The sequence below is a fragment of the Mucilaginibacter glaciei genome, from assembly GCF_014773245.1.
Classification (GTDB): Bacteria; Bacteroidota; Bacteroidia; order Sphingobacteriales; family Sphingobacteriaceae; genus Mucilaginibacter; species Mucilaginibacter glaciei.
On sequence record NZ_JACWMX010000014.1, the window covers coordinates 14,854 to 30,817 of the forward strand.

At 41.6% G+C, this 15,964-nt stretch carries 10 protein-coding genes; 3 read left to right on the top strand and 7 right to left on the bottom strand.

The features are described 5' to 3' along the window. The first annotated feature begins 96 nt into the window (after positions 1 to 96). Positions 97 to 831, top strand: coding sequence for a DUF3891 family protein (locus tag IDJ76_RS20605; protein WP_191166254.1), 735 nt, complete (start codon positions 97 to 99; stop codon positions 829 to 831). Positions 832 to 869: 38 nt separating this feature from the next. Here the strand turns inward: IDJ76_RS20605 and IDJ76_RS20610 are convergent, their stop codons facing one another. The 3 genes from IDJ76_RS20610 to IDJ76_RS20620 form a co-directional block, all read right to left on the bottom strand. Beyond that, complete coding sequence (locus tag IDJ76_RS20610) at positions 870 to 1,454, bottom strand: DUF4142 domain-containing protein (RefSeq protein WP_191166256.1); 585 nt, start codon at positions 1,452 to 1,454, stop codon at positions 870 to 872. 83 nt (positions 1,455 to 1,537) lie between these two features. Continuing rightward, a complete protein-coding gene (locus IDJ76_RS20615) occupies positions 1,538 to 2,947 on the bottom strand; it encodes a DUF892 family protein (protein WP_191166258.1) in 1,410 nt (469 codons plus the stop codon). 4 nt (positions 2,948 to 2,951) lie between these two features. Beyond that, a complete protein-coding gene (locus tag IDJ76_RS20620) occupies positions 2,952 to 3,878 on the bottom strand; it encodes a manganese catalase family protein (protein ID WP_191166260.1) in 927 nt (308 codons plus the stop codon). Positions 3,879 to 4,073: 195 nt separating this feature from the next. Between IDJ76_RS20620 and IDJ76_RS20625 the strand changes: the two genes are divergently transcribed. Then, a complete protein-coding gene (locus IDJ76_RS20625; RefSeq protein ID WP_191166262.1) occupies positions 4,074 to 6,278 on the top strand; it encodes a hypothetical protein in 2,205 nt (734 codons plus the stop codon). Positions 6,279 to 6,346: 68 nt separating this feature from the next. Further along, positions 6,347 to 6,904 (top strand): YciE/YciF ferroxidase family protein, encoded by a 558-nt coding sequence (locus IDJ76_RS20630; protein WP_191166264.1) that lies wholly within the window; start codon positions 6,347 to 6,349, stop codon positions 6,902 to 6,904. Between the two features lie 212 nt (positions 6,905 to 7,116). Here IDJ76_RS20630 and IDJ76_RS20635 read toward each other — a convergent pair whose 3' ends face one another. The 4 genes from IDJ76_RS20635 to IDJ76_RS20650 all read right to left on the bottom strand — a co-directional run bounded on the left by IDJ76_RS20635 (position 7,117) and on the right by IDJ76_RS20650 (position 15,459). Beyond that, complete coding sequence (locus IDJ76_RS20635; protein ID WP_191166266.1) at positions 7,117 to 9,129, bottom strand: ATP-binding protein; 2,013 nt, start codon at positions 9,127 to 9,129, stop codon at positions 7,117 to 7,119. 172 nt (positions 9,130 to 9,301) lie between these two features. Continuing rightward, positions 9,302 to 12,358 (bottom strand): PAS domain-containing protein, encoded by a 3,057-nt coding sequence (locus IDJ76_RS20640; RefSeq protein ID WP_191166268.1) that lies wholly within the window; start codon positions 12,356 to 12,358, stop codon positions 9,302 to 9,304. Between the two features lie 190 nt (positions 12,359 to 12,548). Then, positions 12,549 to 15,251 (bottom strand): DNA ligase D, encoded by a 2,703-nt coding sequence (gene ligD / locus IDJ76_RS20645; RefSeq protein WP_191166270.1) that lies wholly within the window; start codon positions 15,249 to 15,251, stop codon positions 12,549 to 12,551. A 37-nt stretch (positions 15,252 to 15,288) separates the two neighbouring features. Continuing rightward, positions 15,289 to 15,459 carry a DUF3606 domain-containing protein gene (locus IDJ76_RS20650; RefSeq protein WP_191166272.1) on the bottom strand — a complete coding sequence of 57 codons (171 nt, stop codon included), beginning with the start codon at positions 15,457 to 15,459 and terminating at the stop codon, positions 15,289 to 15,291. Positions 15,460 to 15,964 lie beyond the last annotated feature (505 nt).

Here is a 15,964-nt window from a genome sequence, read left to right on the forward strand (position 1 = left end):
AAATAGTGACCGCTTCGCAAAAATTATAAGCTATTAAAAATAAGATCTAAACTATCAACGTCGCTACCGAATTACTTACCCTTTAACTAAAATGCAATGATCGTTAACTATACAGAAGGAGGCTGGGAAGTCATTACGCAAAGGGCACACGGGTTACTTGCCGCACAGATCGCTATGCAATGGCAACATTCGGTCAGGACTGAACACTGGATAGAAACTTTGCTGGCCATTGCCGAACATGATGATGCGCAGATAGAACTGGAACGGGATAATCTGCTGACACCGCAGGGCGGACCTGTCAACTTTAAAATGAAAGTATTTGAGGAGCGGCATTGCACGGAAACCATGGATTTCGCTTTGTCCAAAAGTCGCTATATCGCTTTGCTGTGTTCTATGCATCTCGAATTTGTTTATGGCGCAGCATGTGAAGAAAATCCAAAAGCCGCTCAATTCATGAGAGAACAGAAGTTGCTGCAAAAACACTGGAGAAAAGAATTAAAACTGACGACTGTTGAAGCACAGCGGGACTACCGGCTGCTGGAGTGGTGCGATGCTTTATCATTGTTACTTTGCCAGCATGAGAACCAGCCCGAAGGTCGTGGCATCGAAATCAGCAACGGCCCGGACGAGAAAGAATATCGGTTAATACAAGCGGCCTCCGATACGTTAACCATCGATCCCTGGCCATTTGAAACAAATCAATTCGAGCTTTATTTTGAAACCAGGTTGATACCGCAATTAGCCTTTAAAGACGCAGAGGAATTTCGCGCTGCTTTTCGAAACGCATCTGTCAGTGAAAAACGATGGTTGTTCAAAAAGAAAGCCGCTTAAAAAAGCGGCTTTCATCAAAACTATAATAATTATTAGAATTATTTCAGGTTGGTTTGAATTTTCAAGATCTCGTCCAAATGGTGCTTGACGACCGGTGCAGTTTTGGCTGCAAAGGCTTTCAGATCGGAGTCCTTGCCGTTTGATGCTTCTGATTGCATGAGCGCTAATGTTTTTTTATGGCCTTCGACCATTACTGCTACATAACCTTTATCGAAATCTTTACCACTTAATTTGCTCAGACTGTCGCTCTTAGCTTGGTGCTCAGCATCTAAAGTTGCCGGCAGAATGATGTTCTTAGCTTTAGCGATGCTCATCAGTTCAGCGTTTGCCTTGCCATGATCCATAACCATCATGTTCCCAAAATCTTTGACCTGGCTGTCAATGGCTTTGGAAGCTGCCATCTTACCTAAGGCTACTTCCGCCATTCCGCCAACAGCGGCTTTGGCCGCAAATGTGGTGTCGGTCATCACCACGGCCGATGAATCAGTTTTAACAGTAGTCACCGTACTACTGTCTGTTTTGATAGCCGTGCTATCAGAACTGGAAGCACTCTTGTTCCCTGAACACGCTTGCATCAGACCCGCGGCTGCAAGCGTAACAAAAAATAAATTGAATTTTTTCATTTGTAATTGTTTTTTTGATTTAACAGTTAAATAAAGCATTGGTTTCAGCAACCGCCATCGAAACAGTGGTTGCTAAGACTTTCTTAATCTTCAGCGCGTTCTGTGCTGGCTTCGTAATTCACATGATTTTCTGCTATTTGGGTCAGTAATGCATCAGCTGTTTTCTCTTCGTCAATAGTCATTACCAACAATTCGGCGATCTCGTAATAGCCCAATGTTTTGGCCAGGCTGATCATGCCACCATAAGAAGCAATCTCGTAGTGCTCGGCTTTTTGTCCTGCGAATATCAAACCAACATCACGTTGGGCGGTGCCTTCTTCAGTATTACTGATGATCTCATCGCCTTCGTCAACAATGCCCGACATGGCATCGCACTTAGTAGTTTCGGGTTCTAAACCCAGTATACCAAAGATCTGTTCCAATCTGCTCACGTGGGTTTCCGTTTGAGCCAGGTGATCGGTAAAAGCCGTTTTCAGTTCCGGTGAAGTAGCAGCTTCTGCCATATCGGGCAATGTATCCACCAATTCTCTTTCAGCCCAAAGCAAGTCTTTTAGCTCGTTCACAAAAAATTCCATTAATTTAGAATTACCGTTTGATGCGGTTTGTTCCTCTTGCCATTCCTCTTCCTGCTCAATACTTTCAGGTTCTGGCGCATAAGCAGTTTGTGATCCGAATTCATTAGCCGCACTGTCGTAAGATGGTTGCGCTGTAAATTGATCTTGTTGTTCCTGATAAGCCGGTTCGTTTGAATCTACCTTTTCATCATTATCATAGTTATCATCCGAGGTTTCCACCTGATCACGTAGTGACTTGATCAGATCATGGCCTTCGGTAATACCTTGTTGCTGTATTTGTAAAACCTGCACCAGTTCCGGATTTAATTCATTCTCCGGGTCAAGGGCATCACGGTAAGCAGCTTTCGCAGCATCTTCGCCGCGTTCGCACTCGTTTAATATGGCCAAAAGATCGCTGCCGGTAAACGTCGCTTTGATATCTATCCAGGCACGGTGCAGGTCACCTGAAGTGCTGGTGCCTTCGGCAGGCTCGCCGCCATATTGCTGCGCGATATCGGTGAGTTCAACTACATACTGCTGGCTTTCGCCGGCCAATTTATTGAACAAGGCGATCAATCCATTGTCGTCGCCTTCCAGGTCAGTGCCTGCTTTTTCGAATCCCGCTACGCGGTCATTGTTAATTTTGATCAGATCGTTGATCACATCGATTGCTTTTTCAGAGATTTCCATAGGTATTTGATTTTGTTGTGGTTCGTTTAAATGATTCAGTTTGTTGACAATCTGTGCCGCATGCTCGGCTCGGACTTCCGCTAAAATGGGCGATTCATTGCTCAAGTCCGTTACGCATTCTAATTGTATCTGGTCAGCAGGTAAAGTTGTGGTTTCACCATTATCCAGTTTAAGTACTACTTTATCGCCAAAAGTGGTTAACACCTCACCTGATCCTTCGGGCGAAGTGATGCGTTGTCCGGTATTCATTTGTTTAATAGGTACTCCATTGCGCCACGCCTTTCGGCTCGGCTTGTTTCACTTCTTCGCTTTTAATCGCGCTCATATCTTTGTCCAGTTTCTCGCTGGCTTTCAACTCTTTGCTGTAATCTTCCGGTAGCTTGGTTTGGCCTTCTGTTTCCTTTACTTGTTGTAATGGGTTTTCTACATAAATAAAGTCTTTGCCCATTCCTTTGATCTCGCCTTCATTCCAGGGGCCACGAACCGTTCCGTCTGACAGGTTATATACATTTTGCAAGTAACGAGGGTCGGCTGCTAATACACCTGGAGGGAAATTTGGTTGAATGCTGTTCAATGCAGCCTCGAACATCTTATAATGGGTTACCTCACGGGTCATCAAAAACGATAAGGTTTCGTGGATATACGGGTCATCTGTGAATTTCATCAGGTGTTCGTAAACCAGTTTCGCCCGCGACTCAGAAGCAAGGTTTGTACGTAGGTCAACGGTTAGGTCACCATTGGAGTTTATATAGGACGCACACCAGGGGATGCCCTGGCTGTTCCGCGGTGTCGGACCACCGCCTGTAATGATGGGGAATTGCGGGTTGGCAGATAGGGCCGAATGGATCACGTTTTCCTTAGCCGCTTTGCCGTTCATGGCAACCATGATCTCGCTTTGTTCAGCTGCGTCTTTGAGGTCGCCATTCACCCCTTTTAGCAGCATCTGAATAGTAGCACCAACAATCTCCAGGTGGCTGAACTCCTCAGTAGCGATATCCATCAGCATATCATATTTGTCCGGGTGTGGCTGCTTGGCCCCGAAAGCCTGTGTAAAATACTGCATCGCAGCAGCCAATTCGCCGTTTTCGCCGCCGAATTGCTCTAATAATAAATTGGCAAAACGCGGGTCAGGGCGGGATACCCTGGCATTGAACTGTAAGTCTTTTACATGGTGAAACATAGTGGTGATTTTTAAATGGTGAACTTTTGCCTGTGCAATTTTTAGACCAAAACCACTCTTTGAATTAAAGAAATAATTTTTAAAGAAAATTGAAACAATTAATAATCAGCATAGTTAATGTCTTACGTTTTTTTACTGGTGCTATCCGACGGGTTCCAGGTGTAAGGAATTTGTTTAACAATAATCTTTTTTACAATGGATGCAATATCACCCTGGGCCGCAGTGGTCAGGACCTTATTTCACGAGCAAGATCTGCCAGCCATATTTACGGAAGAGATCGCAGGCTACACAGTTAACGTTCATACTTTAAACAATTCGCTTTGGATTGCCGTGACCTGTCCGAAAGGAATGCAGGTTGTGCTGCGCCCGGCTTATGCCCCTAACGATCATTTACAATTAGGAAAAACAACCCTTCAGGAAGACGGTATCATTATTCATCTTTCGGCCACCATCGGGCATTGTCGGGTCACGCTGCAATTTCCTGATAAGACCAAGCCCTTAATCCGGTATACAACATCCTTTAAAGCCAATGATTCCTTGTTAGTGCCCTTCTGGCCGCGGGACCTGGTCATCACCGGGCCGGCTGAAAGCAATATAAAGCCAAAAGGCACGATTCACATCAGTCAGGTCGGGACACGTTCGGGATTACAATATATCAGTTTAGATCAGCCAAAATCAGGCGCTTTGCTATATTTTCAAAACCTGACCGCCTTAAACGATTATGCGCAGGCGACCGAAACCTCACTGGGAAATGTGGTTGGCGGGAACTGGCCGGAACTAGGCTTTGCGTTGCCGCCTACGCTGAAAGACAAACCCATACCCGCGCAACAGGAACTGGTACTTTCCGATGCCTTTATTGCGTTCAGCCCTGACCAACCAAAAAATGAAATGGATCTGGCCAAACAGTTCCTTAATTTATTAGCAGACATCTATTTGGTGATGCCGAAGCCAACTACAGAGTATTATAGCTGGCTGGATATGGTGGATAAAGGACTGCATGACATGGAATTTAGCCACGGCTGCTGGTCGCATGGGGCGGAGCAGGATTACCTCAATGCTTATGTAGCTGATTACCAAACGCCGCCGGAACTAATGGTACAGCTTGCCGTCTTAATGCCGTTAACTGACTATTATGATTGGTGTCAAACCGACCTGCCGGCAATTCAAAAGATTCAAAACGGATTGGATGCATTCTACAGTAAAGATTTGAAAACCGTGATGCGTTTCCTGCCCGCTCTGGCGAATGATTTGAGCGGTGATGAGGAGCAGTTACACCCCAACGTGATGGATTCATGGTATTTGCACCACCCTTTATTAAATCTGGGCAGATTGGCCATACGCGGGGATAAACAAGGAAAAAAACTATTTTTAGATTCACTGGATTTTACGATTAAAGTCGCCCGCCATTTTAATTACGAATGGCCGGTGATGTATAATATGGAAACGCTGGAAGTAGTTAAAGCGGAAACTCAGCCTGGTAAAGGCGGCGAAAAAGACGTGGCTGGCTTATATGCTTTGGTAATGCTTCATGCCTGGCAGTTAACCAACGAAGGCAAATACCTTTTGGAAGCTAAAAAAGCGGCTAAAACTTTGCAAGGAAAAGGCTTTGAACTTTTTTATCAGGCTAATAATACAGCTTTCGGTGCTAATGCTATGCTATGGTTATATAAAGAAACAAAGGAAAACGTGTACCTGGACTTGGCTTATCTATGCCTGGCCAACATTTTTAAGAACTTTCAGCTTTGGGATTGTAATTATGGTTACGCAAAGGATTATCCTACCTTCTTTGCTTTATTTCCGTTGAACGATGCACCATATACCGCTGCTTATGAGGAGCAGGAAGTTTTTGCAGCCCTCCATAATTTCCTGTTGTACGCAGAAGATGAAGAAATTCTGCCATCGGTAAATTTATTACTACCCGAGTTTATAAAATATATTTTACATCGGGCGCCGTATTATTATCCGCCGAACCTGCCAAAGGAAATGCTTTCTGAAGAAATTAAAACCGGTCAGGTCGATCATAAACTTTGGATCGCAATTGAAGATATTCATGACGGCTGGGAGCAATCCGGTACAGTAGGACAGGAAGTATACGGTGCCGGGGTGGCTTTTGGTATTATTCCGCGACACTTCTATAAACTATATGGCGAAGACTTTATGATCTATCTCGATTACCCGACCGCAGCCCATCAACAACGCAAGGGTAAACTCAGTTTTAAAGTTAAAGGGGATAAACGCTTAAGTTGTCGGATGCTTATTGTTAAAAAAAATAATAAAACCTTATCTGCTATTACAGTTGAAGGTGAAGCCGGCGAATTACAAGGCAAACTTAGAAAGGATGGGCATATCGAGTACGCCATCAATGGTGACCAAAAAATCAATTTAAACTGGAAGTCATAATTTTGGAATGGAAATTGTATTTAATCTCAATAAATTAATAGAGTATATTAATAAAATTCAAACAAGAAATGGCAACTAATACAACTAAGAAGGCGGTTGCAGCAGCTGCAAGCCGTACACCAGAAGCAGAAAGCGCTTTGAAAGAATTATTTGTTGACGAGATCAAAGATATTTATTGGGCTGAAAAACATTTGGCGGCAGCATTGCCTAAAATGATTAAGGGCGCAACTTCAGAAGATCTGAAACAAACGATTACTACCCACCTTGAAGAAACTAAAAACCAAATTATTCGTCTTGAAAGTGTGTTCGCTTCCATCGGTGAAAAAGCCGTTGCTAAAAAATGTCTCGCAATGGAAGGCTTATTGAAAGAGGCCACCGAATTATTATCAGATACTGAAAAAGGTACAGAGGTGCGCGATGTAGCGATTATTTCCGCTGCTCAAAAAGTAGAACACTATGAGATAGCATCTTATGGCACTTTGCGTACTTTAGCTGGTACTTTGGGCTATACTGAAGCACAAGGGCTGTTAGATGAAACTTTATCTGAAGAAAAGAATGCCGATTCTTTATTAACACAGGTAGCTGAAAATTACGTAAATGAAGCTGCGGCGGCAGAAGTTGAATAGGTTTTTCCTTAAAAATGGCCGCGTTTGCGGCCATTTTTAAAAATTGTTGAATATCAGGAGCAGTTTAATTCATGTAAAGTTTAAATACTTGTTTAAAAATTAAGTGTAAAATCAAATTAACAGCATTAGATAAGTTAAAATATTCAGGACTTAATACTACAGCTATTTGTTTATTAGATTATTGTTTCCATGTTAAATAATTCTAATGAAGACTATTTAGGCAAATATTCAGTGCTGTCCATTATCGGCAATTCAAAAATAAATGTAGAACCAGACCCAATTTCGCTTTCAACCCATATGCGACCCTCGTGAAGCCGGATGATTTCGGAACATAAATATAAGCCTATACCAAAACCCGGAATTGCTTTAGTATGGTGGTTGTCAACTCGAAAAAAGCGATCAAATAACTTTTTGACATCTGATGGTTCTATACCTAAGCCCTCATCCTTAACGCTAACCCGAAGCATTTCTCCAGTTACCTTTGATGTAATGTCTATTTTTTTACCATTTGGAGAGTATTTCACTGCATTATTTAACAGATTAAGCAATACTTGTTCTAAGCGATCATAATCTGCATGGATAATTATTGGTTCATAAATGTGATTAGTTATTGAATGGTCAGGTGCTATTATTGTATATGCTTCTATAATTTCGTTTACTAGGTCGGCAAATGCAAATTTTCTTTTGTTCAAAGGAATCTTTCCCGCTTCAATCTGCGAAATATTTAAGAACCCATTTATTATGCCAGTCATTTTCTTTACTTGTTGACCAACCTTACCAAGTATGCTGCCTGCGAATGTGTCCATATTTTTGGCAGCTTGAAGGTGTAGCATTTGGACATATCCGCTCAAAGCCGAAAGCGGAGTCTTGAGTTCATGACTTACCATGGTAATAAAATCATTTTTCCTTAACTCTTCCTGCTTTTTATCAGTGACTTCTAAAACGGAGCCTATAAATCGGTAAGGCTTATCCTCGTTATCAAAATAAGCTTGTCCTTTAGCCCTTAGCCAACGAACTTTTTTATCTGCCACTCCAATTGTGCGGTATTCTACGTCATAAAAACCATTGCTCTCACTCCGATTAAACACCCGCTCAATCACCTTGATTACACGTTCCTTATCATCAGGATGTAATCCTTGTAAAAAGTCTTTTTCATAGGTAACAATTTCTTCGTGATCGATCCCAAAAAGCTCCCGGCAGCGATCATCCCATTCCATAGTACCCTTGGTCATATCCATGTCAAAGGTGCCAAGTTCCGCTGCAAGTATGGCCAATTTGAATTTATCTTTTTCCTTTTCAAGTTCTTTTTTAGCGTTAACCATATCAGTAACCTCAAAAGCGAAAACCAATATACCATCTACTTTGCCAATCGAATTATGCCGGGGCTGATAAATAAAATTAAAATAGCGGTCTTCCATAGGTCCGCCGTCATAGCGTGCCAATGGGATAAGTAACTCATTCCCCTCAAAGGTTTTGTCATCATTATAAACGCCTTTTAAAATATCATAGACAGGTCCTCTAATCTCTGGTAAAGCGTCGAGAACGGGTTTGCCCAAAATCTGTCGCTCAGGAAAAAACTGCTGATATAAGGGGTTAATTAATTCAAATACAAATTCTGGTCCGTTAGTTACGCAAATAGCTGCCGGCGCTTCCATAAAGAAACGTTTCAACTGATCACGCTGGCCCTCCGTTTCACCTTTAGCGGTTTCTAAATCCTGTTTTGCTTGTTGTAAATCTGCAAGGGTTTTTACCTTTTCAGTTATCTCGATAACCGTCACCAATACTCCGCCAATATTACCATCTTCATCACTAATAGGGCTGTATGAAAAATCAAAAAAACATTCTTCTACATAACCGTTTCTATCCAGTGGAAGCATAAAATTAGGGAAGCCTACAGCCTGGCCGTCCATCACTCCGTCAAACATTGATTCAATGATATGCCATATTTCTGCAAAGGTTTCCCGCGTACTGATACCCATTGCTTGCGGATGTTTGGTAGCGCCGAGAATTGGCCTATACCCATCATTATAAAGTTGAATATACTCTTTTCCCCAAGCTATATACATCGGGAAAGGAGTTGATAACATTATTCCGGTTGCAATTTTCAGTTCTGCAGGCCAGGTTGCCACATCGCCGATAGCCGTTTGTGACCAATCAATAGACCTAATCAATTTACCCATTTCCCCACCACCCTGTAGAAATTTATAAGGATTTGTGTTTGTCATTTAATTGTGGTTTTACGAAGCAATTTACAAAATTTTTTATTTTACCAAAAGTTATAACTATCTGGTAAAAAGTTGATTATCAAATAAGGGTGATGTTAAAAAAACTAATTACTTTCTAAATATCTAATTTTAATTTGCTCCTAAAATATCGGCATGAAATTGTTAATAATTATCAAACATTTGTGATTAACCATTGTCTGGCCGATTCTTTATCATCGAAAAAAGCAACCGGATCATAGGCGTTGGGCAAACTAATTTTGGCAGCGATCCTGCTAAAAGCACTGGGAGAATAAATCCATGCGAATTTTTGCAATCCCGCTCTTGCCATGTCAGGAAACCAAACTTCGGCTCCCCAATCAGAGGCCTCTGACCAGTTGCCTTTAACTTCTGTATTATCGTTAAGTACGCGGCTACAGTTGTTTTTTTGCATCAGATCAAGTATAATTCCACAGCCTTTGACCACAGAATCATAATTTTGATAACCTATCCAATTCACATCAAGGTAAAAGTTTTCGGGCATATACCTCACTGTAATAAAATCGCCTTCATAGAAACTTTGCCCATCGCCGGCGATATCTGCAAACTCTTGTTTGCCATTAACGGGAAGCAAAAAGTAAAATGTAGAACCTTCACCAGGTGTGCTTTCAATCCAAAAACTACCGCCATGACGTTTAACTATTTCAGCAGATATAAACAATCCTAAACCAAGTCCCTGAAAACGAGCCGAAGAATTGTCAACTCGATAAAAGCGGTCAAAAAGTCCTTTCAGATGTTCTTCAGGTATTCCGATGCCGAAATCTTTAACAGAAACAATCAAATTTTTCTTTTCGACTGTGCAAGTGACAATAACCTCCTCACCATCTGGAGAATACTTAATTGCGTTATTTAACAAATTGATTAATACCTGTTCAATGCGATGTTTATCACCATGATAGATTATGCCACAATTAGACGCAATTTTTAACTTATGCCTGGCAGAGGTTTGCTGTATACTTTCTACTGTGTCGATCAATGCTATGCCAAAATCGAAATCATCCATATTATAGATCATTTTGCCAGCATTAATTTTAGACACGTCTAAAAGGTCTTCTATCAATCGCCCAAGCCGTTCTAATTGACGTTCTGCTTTACCAACAAATTGGTTAAGTACTTTGTGCTCTGCAGCATCTTTTTTAGCTAACTGGAAAAATGCTTTAATTGTCGTTAACGGAGTTTTCAGTTCGTGACTGGCAATGCTTAAAAACTCGTCCTTTTTATACTCTTTGTTTTTTCTATCATGAATATTTGTATTTGTGCCAACCCATAACACCGCTTTGCCATCTTCAACGAGTGGCACTGCTCGTGCCAAGTGCCAGTAATAATTCCCGTCGGCAAATTTCAAACGGAATTCGGTAAGGTACTCACGTCCGCTATTTAAAGACCTAATCCACTTTTCCAATGCCAACGTGAGATCGTCCGGGTGAACAAATTCTTTCCAGCCGTGGCCAACAACAGATTCAGTAGTATGGCCGAAGTCGAGGGCAACCACTTGATTAACATAATTAAGTGCTCCGTCAGGAGTAGCGGTCCACACTTGTTGGGGAATGGCATTAAGTAGGAATCTAAATCGCGCTTCACTTTTTTCCATTTCGCGTCGTGCCTTAACCTGAATACTCACATCCTGGCAAAGTACTATTACCCCGGTAATAATTCCATTGGCTTCTCTAAAAGGTTGATAAACAAGATTTAAAAAACCCTCTATCGTTTGATCATCTCTGTAAATCATATAAGGCTGATCGTATAAGTATAGCGGTTCGCCACTTTCACGAACGCGATCTATAATGGGTCGAAAAATGGGCTCTGCTTCCGGGATAACGTCGAAAAGAAGTTGGTTATTGAGATCCGCAACAGATCGCCCGATCAAAACTGCATAAGCATCATTTACAATGGATACCTTTAATTCCTGGCCGGTCAACAAGATAATACCAACAGCTGTGTCCTTAATCAGGTTACGAAAGCGCTGCTCACTTTCTGATAGTCCATTTAAAGTTTGCTGTAATAACCGCTGCGTTTCGCTAAGTTCTTCGTTCGTTACGGTAAGTTCTTCATTTGCAGCAGTCATTTCTTCATTAGCTGCGCTGATTTCCTCGTTTAGTACTTGCTGCTCCTCAAAACTATTCTCTAATTCCAGGGTTCGGTCAGCAATCCGGGTCTCTAAAGCTAGGTTTAAGTTACTTAGGTCATTCTGCGCACTTAGTAATTGTTTATTGGTTGCAATGAGTTCTTCAGCAGATGATTGCAGTTCTTCATTAAGTGCATGCAGAGAAATGAGCGATGCGTCCAATTTTTGATTTGCGTTAGCAAGTTCACTGCCCGTGTCCTCTAACCTTTTTCGTGCAATTACATGGGTAGTAATCTCGTACTTGAAACTAAGTATAGCGTAAACTTCGCCATTTTCTGTAAATAAAGGTTGATATACTAAATTAAAATAATGGTCTTTAAGTGCAGCACCGGGATACGGTGCCAAAGGGATAAGCATTTCATTTTGAATGTGTGGTTGACCGCTGTTGTAAACGGCTTTCAGTATCTCCAAGATTGGTTGCCCTTCTACTTCAGGAAGCGCAGTCAACAATGGCAAGCCTAATACTTCACGGCCAGGGAAAAGTTCGCGCTGATATTGGGGATTAACATAATCGTACACCAAATCCGGGCCGCTCACGATAGCAATCTGCGCCGGAATATCATGAAAAAGCTGTTCCATTTGATTTGCCTGAAGCCTTGCAGCAGCAGAAGCTTTTTTTTCGGCGGCAAGCATTTGCTGGACTTGATGGTCTTTAAGAACCTCGGACGTTACATCAGATGTTTGATGAATAATAAATTCTAATTGTCCGTTTTGGTCTTTGATAGGTTGATGCGTTGTTTTCCAATAGCGTTCCTGCAATTCCCCCGTATCAGAAAGAGTATCGAAACGAATTACTGGTAATTCGTCAGCATCCCCGGTTTTTAAAACTTTTTCAAGGGAAACGGCAATGCCGCCGTTTTGGCTCGGAGACCATTCTGCATTCTCAGGAAATACATCAAATAAATAGCTACCAGTTAGAACCACCCGAGATTTACCAGTAAGGTGAAGATACCCTTCACTCATTTCGACGATATTTAATTTTGGCGAAAGCAGAAGAAAATTGCCCGGTAAACGTTTAAAAATATGCAAGTCTAAAAGACCGGGTTTTTGCTGTTCTGTTCCTGGCATGTTTTTAAGGTGAGATATTGTAAATATACAAATTGAATATTAATTTGTTTTTAAAGTGCTTGATTTGAGATTGTGGCACGATTAAGTTCTTATGCTCAATGTCTTTTGTACTGAATTTGTAAATTTACTTTTCATCATAAAATAACTGACTGTCTTCAAACTTATTTGCTTCTTATGACAAAAAGATAACTTACCCTAAAATACGCTGCGCTGTTGTCAGGGTTTTTTTCAGGTCAATCCCTTCCCCTAAAACGCCTTTAAATAAATCTCCGGTTTCCTTAAAGCGATCCATCGCATTATGGATATTAAAATGCTGGATGGTTAAACCAGGTTTTACTTCATCCCAGCTCAACGGTGTGGAAACCGTCGCGCCAGGCTTTGGGCGTAAAGAATAAGGGCCGGCAATAGTTGCACCCGGACGGTTCTGTAAAAAGTCGAGGTACATTTTGCCCTTACGGGCAGCAGTGCTACGCTCTAAACTTGTATAATCCGGGATTTGTTTATGAACAAGCTTGACGATAATATTAGCAAATAGCTGGCTTTGCTGATAAGTGTATTTGCCTTCTAGGGGTATATAGATGTGCATCCCCGTAGAACCGGATGTTTTCGGATAAGAAGGTACATCGATAGCGTCCAAAATATCTTTAGTAATCCGTGCAGCTTCCACCACCTGGTCGTAAGTATGTTTGTCTGGGTCAAGATCGATAACGCAATAATCCGGGTTATCAGGTGTTTGCGCACGGCTGAACCATGGGTTTATCTCGATACAACCCAAAGATGCCATCCATAATAAGCTTGCTTCATCTGTGCCTACTAAATATTTAGTGACCTTTCCTTCGTCTGTTATATGGTCAAATGTTTTCGCCCAATCGGGCGCTTTATCGGTTACATTCTTCTGGTAAAAGCTTTGGCCGTGGATTCCGCCGGGAAAACGGTTCAATGACATTGGCCGATCCTTCAAGTAAGGCATCATATATTCCCCAACCTTGTAATAATAATTGAGCATTTCACCTTTACTGATCTTGTCTTCCGGCCAGTATGATTTAGTAACATGGTTGAACTTAAGATCATGGCCGCAGATTTTTTTTGTTTGGGTATCTTCGGTCGGATTTAGCAGGGTTTTGCGCTCTGCACTTTTTACTGGGACTAAGGCGAGGTCGGATTTCTTAGGTGTGGTTTTAGACGTATTTTTTTCTTTCTCTTCGGTAACTGTTTCTTCGGTACTTGCCGGGGTTTCAAGGATTACCTCCTTGGCTCTTTTGTCGGTACGCATACCTTTGAAAGATGCCTGGCGGAACACGCCATCGCTGGTCACCTCGGCAAAGCCTACTTCGCAAACCAGTTCCGGTTTCAGCCAGGTTGGCTTGGCACCCATGCGTTTAGGTCGGAAACGAGTAGGTTTATCTACATCTACCTCGTAATCAAAGGGGCTTTTTTTTGTTATAAGCGGCTCAAATTGTTTCATCATTTCCTTTTGTAACTTATCCGAAAAACCCGTCCCGACCTTTCCGATAAATTGCAGTTCGCCATTTTTATACACCCCCAAAACTAAGGCACTAAATGATTTGCCAGTTCCTTCATTTTTCGTAAAACCCGCGATTACCACTTCCTGCCGCCTTTGCACTTTCACCTTCAGCCATTCCTTACTGCGCAGGTCTGATGTGTAAACACTGTCGGCTTTCTTTGCAATAATACCTTCCAGTCCCATGCGCTCTGCTGCGGCAAAAAAATCAATTCCATTGGCATCAAATACGTTGCTTTGGCGGATATGGTCATTATCGGTTGGAATAACGCTTTGTAGTATCGCCTGCCGGTCGCTTAATGGCAATCCCATCAAATTTTTACCCTCATACCATAAAATATCGAATATATAATAGACCAGATTGCCATCCGCTTCACTGCGCCAATTTTGCATTGATCCGAAATCCGATATACCTTTTTCGTTCAACACCAATAATTCGCCGTCCAGCACCGCATCCATTTTCCAGCTTTTTAAAGCTTCGTTAATCGGGTAATATTTGTCGAAAGGCAGGTTGTTTCGGGAAATTAACTGTACACCATCTTTATTATCCGATATGGCTAAAGCCCGGTAACCATCCCACTTCACTTCGAATAACCAACCAAGCTCATCAAATGGCTCATCAACAAGTGTTGCCTTCATCGGCTTGATATTAGCGGGTACTTTGGATTTGGGCGCTGCTTGCAGTAATGCTTTAATATCAGCTTTTTCATTTTCTTCAGTTTCAACATTGTCCGCTAACACCTCGTCTGGATTCATATCTTCCTCATGGCTGTGCTGCCAAATCTTTTCGCTTGTTTTTGCCATCGTTTCAATGGTTTTGCCAGACAAAATGGATTTATCTTTTTTGGTTACATCTTCACCAGTAGCAAACTGATCTTTGTGTTTGATCATTAGCCAAGCATTTTCGCCCATGCCGTGCGTTTTTACCATCGCGAATTCGCCATTTAGTTTTTCTCCGTGAAGCTTGATCTTCAGTTGGCCGGAGGCCAATTGCTTCAATAAATGCTTTTCCTGCGCTTTTTTACCCTTGATCGGGTCGATAGGTTCATAAGTACCCTCATCCCAAACAATAACAGTTCCCCCACCGTATTCACCTTCAGGAATGATTCCCTCGAAATTGAGGTAATCGAAAGGATGGTCTTCCACCATCATAGCCAGATGTTTTACCTTTGGATCAAGCATAGGACCTTTAGGCACCGCCCAGCTTTTCAAAACACCATCCATTTCCAAGCGGAAATCATAATGTAGTCGGGATGCGTCGTGCTTTTGAACAACGAATATCAAATGATTTTTGTCTTTACTCGCCCCCGCTTTGGGTTCAGCAGTTTTCTTAAAATCCCTCTTTTTATTATATTTCTTTAGCTTTTGCATGGCAGACAACAAAGCCCCTTTCGGGGCTGTTAATGAATTACTTTCCTTTGATCGCTTTTTCGACAGCCGGACGTTTATTACTGCCGGATTCTTTTTTGGCTTCCTCTACTTTTTTTGTTGAAGTACCGGTTTTCTTTGCTTCATACTTTAATTCATGTGGCTGTTCAGATACTGAACTTCTCTCCACTTTTGCTCCTTTAGTCGCCATAGTTGAAATAGTTTTTAGATGTTCATTAGTAACAAGTTATGGCATCCAGTGTTTTTACTTCTAATTCATTTTATTTTACATTGATATATATCTGAATTATGGCTGATTTATTTCAATGGTTGAGGAAATCTAAAAAATATGGAAAGCATTAAAGCATCATCATTAAAAACTAAATAGAAAGTAATCAGTGATCTGAAGGAATTGGTTACATTAGTTAACGACAGCAAAGAAGTGTACCAGTCTGCGACTGAAGCAACGGAAGCTTCCTATTAAAAATAGAAATGTAAGTATGATTCGGATTTACCTGTTAGTACTGGCTAATAAGTAAAAATAATAATTGAAAAAGCAAGTAAAACAATTTAGAAAGAAGTCAGTGGCGAATGCGATCGTAAAACGTGCTTGCGCAATTTGGTTCCTGAGGCTGGCTTAAACTAGTTATTCCAAATCAGTGATACTCTTTAATTCATTTAAAAATTGGTTCGAAAAAAGTCCAATAGGGTTCACC

Bases quoted from the DNA above. Each gene is read 5' to 3' on its own strand.
- IDJ76_RS20605 (WP_191166254.1), top strand. From the start codon at position 97: ATGATCGTTAACTATACAGAAGGAGGCTGGGAAGTCATTACGCAAAGG.
- IDJ76_RS20610 (WP_191166256.1), bottom strand. From the start codon at position 1,454: ATGAAAAAATTCAATTTATTTTTTGTTACGCTTGCAGCCGCGGGTCTG.
- IDJ76_RS20615 (WP_191166258.1), bottom strand. From the start codon at position 2,947: ATGAATACCGGACAACGCATCACTTCGCCCGAAGGATCAGGTGAGGTG.
- IDJ76_RS20620 (WP_191166260.1), bottom strand. From the start codon at position 3,878: ATGTTTCACCATGTAAAAGACTTACAGTTCAATGCCAGGGTATCCCGC.
- IDJ76_RS20625 (WP_191166262.1), top strand. From the start codon at position 4,074: ATGGATGCAATATCACCCTGGGCCGCAGTGGTCAGGACCTTATTTCAC.
- IDJ76_RS20630 (WP_191166264.1), top strand. From the start codon at position 6,347: ATGGCAACTAATACAACTAAGAAGGCGGTTGCAGCAGCTGCAAGCCGT.
- IDJ76_RS20635 (WP_191166266.1), bottom strand. From the start codon at position 9,129: ATGACAAACACAAATCCTTATAAATTTCTACAGGGTGGTGGGGAAATG.
- IDJ76_RS20640 (WP_191166268.1), bottom strand. From the start codon at position 12,358: ATGCCAGGAACAGAACAGCAAAAACCCGGTCTTTTAGACTTGCATATT.
- ligD (WP_191166270.1), bottom strand. From the start codon at position 15,251: ATGCAAAAGCTAAAGAAATATAATAAAAAGAGGGATTTTAAGAAAACT.
- IDJ76_RS20650 (WP_191166272.1), bottom strand. From the start codon at position 15,459: ATGGCGACTAAAGGAGCAAAAGTGGAGAGAAGTTCAGTATCTGAACAG.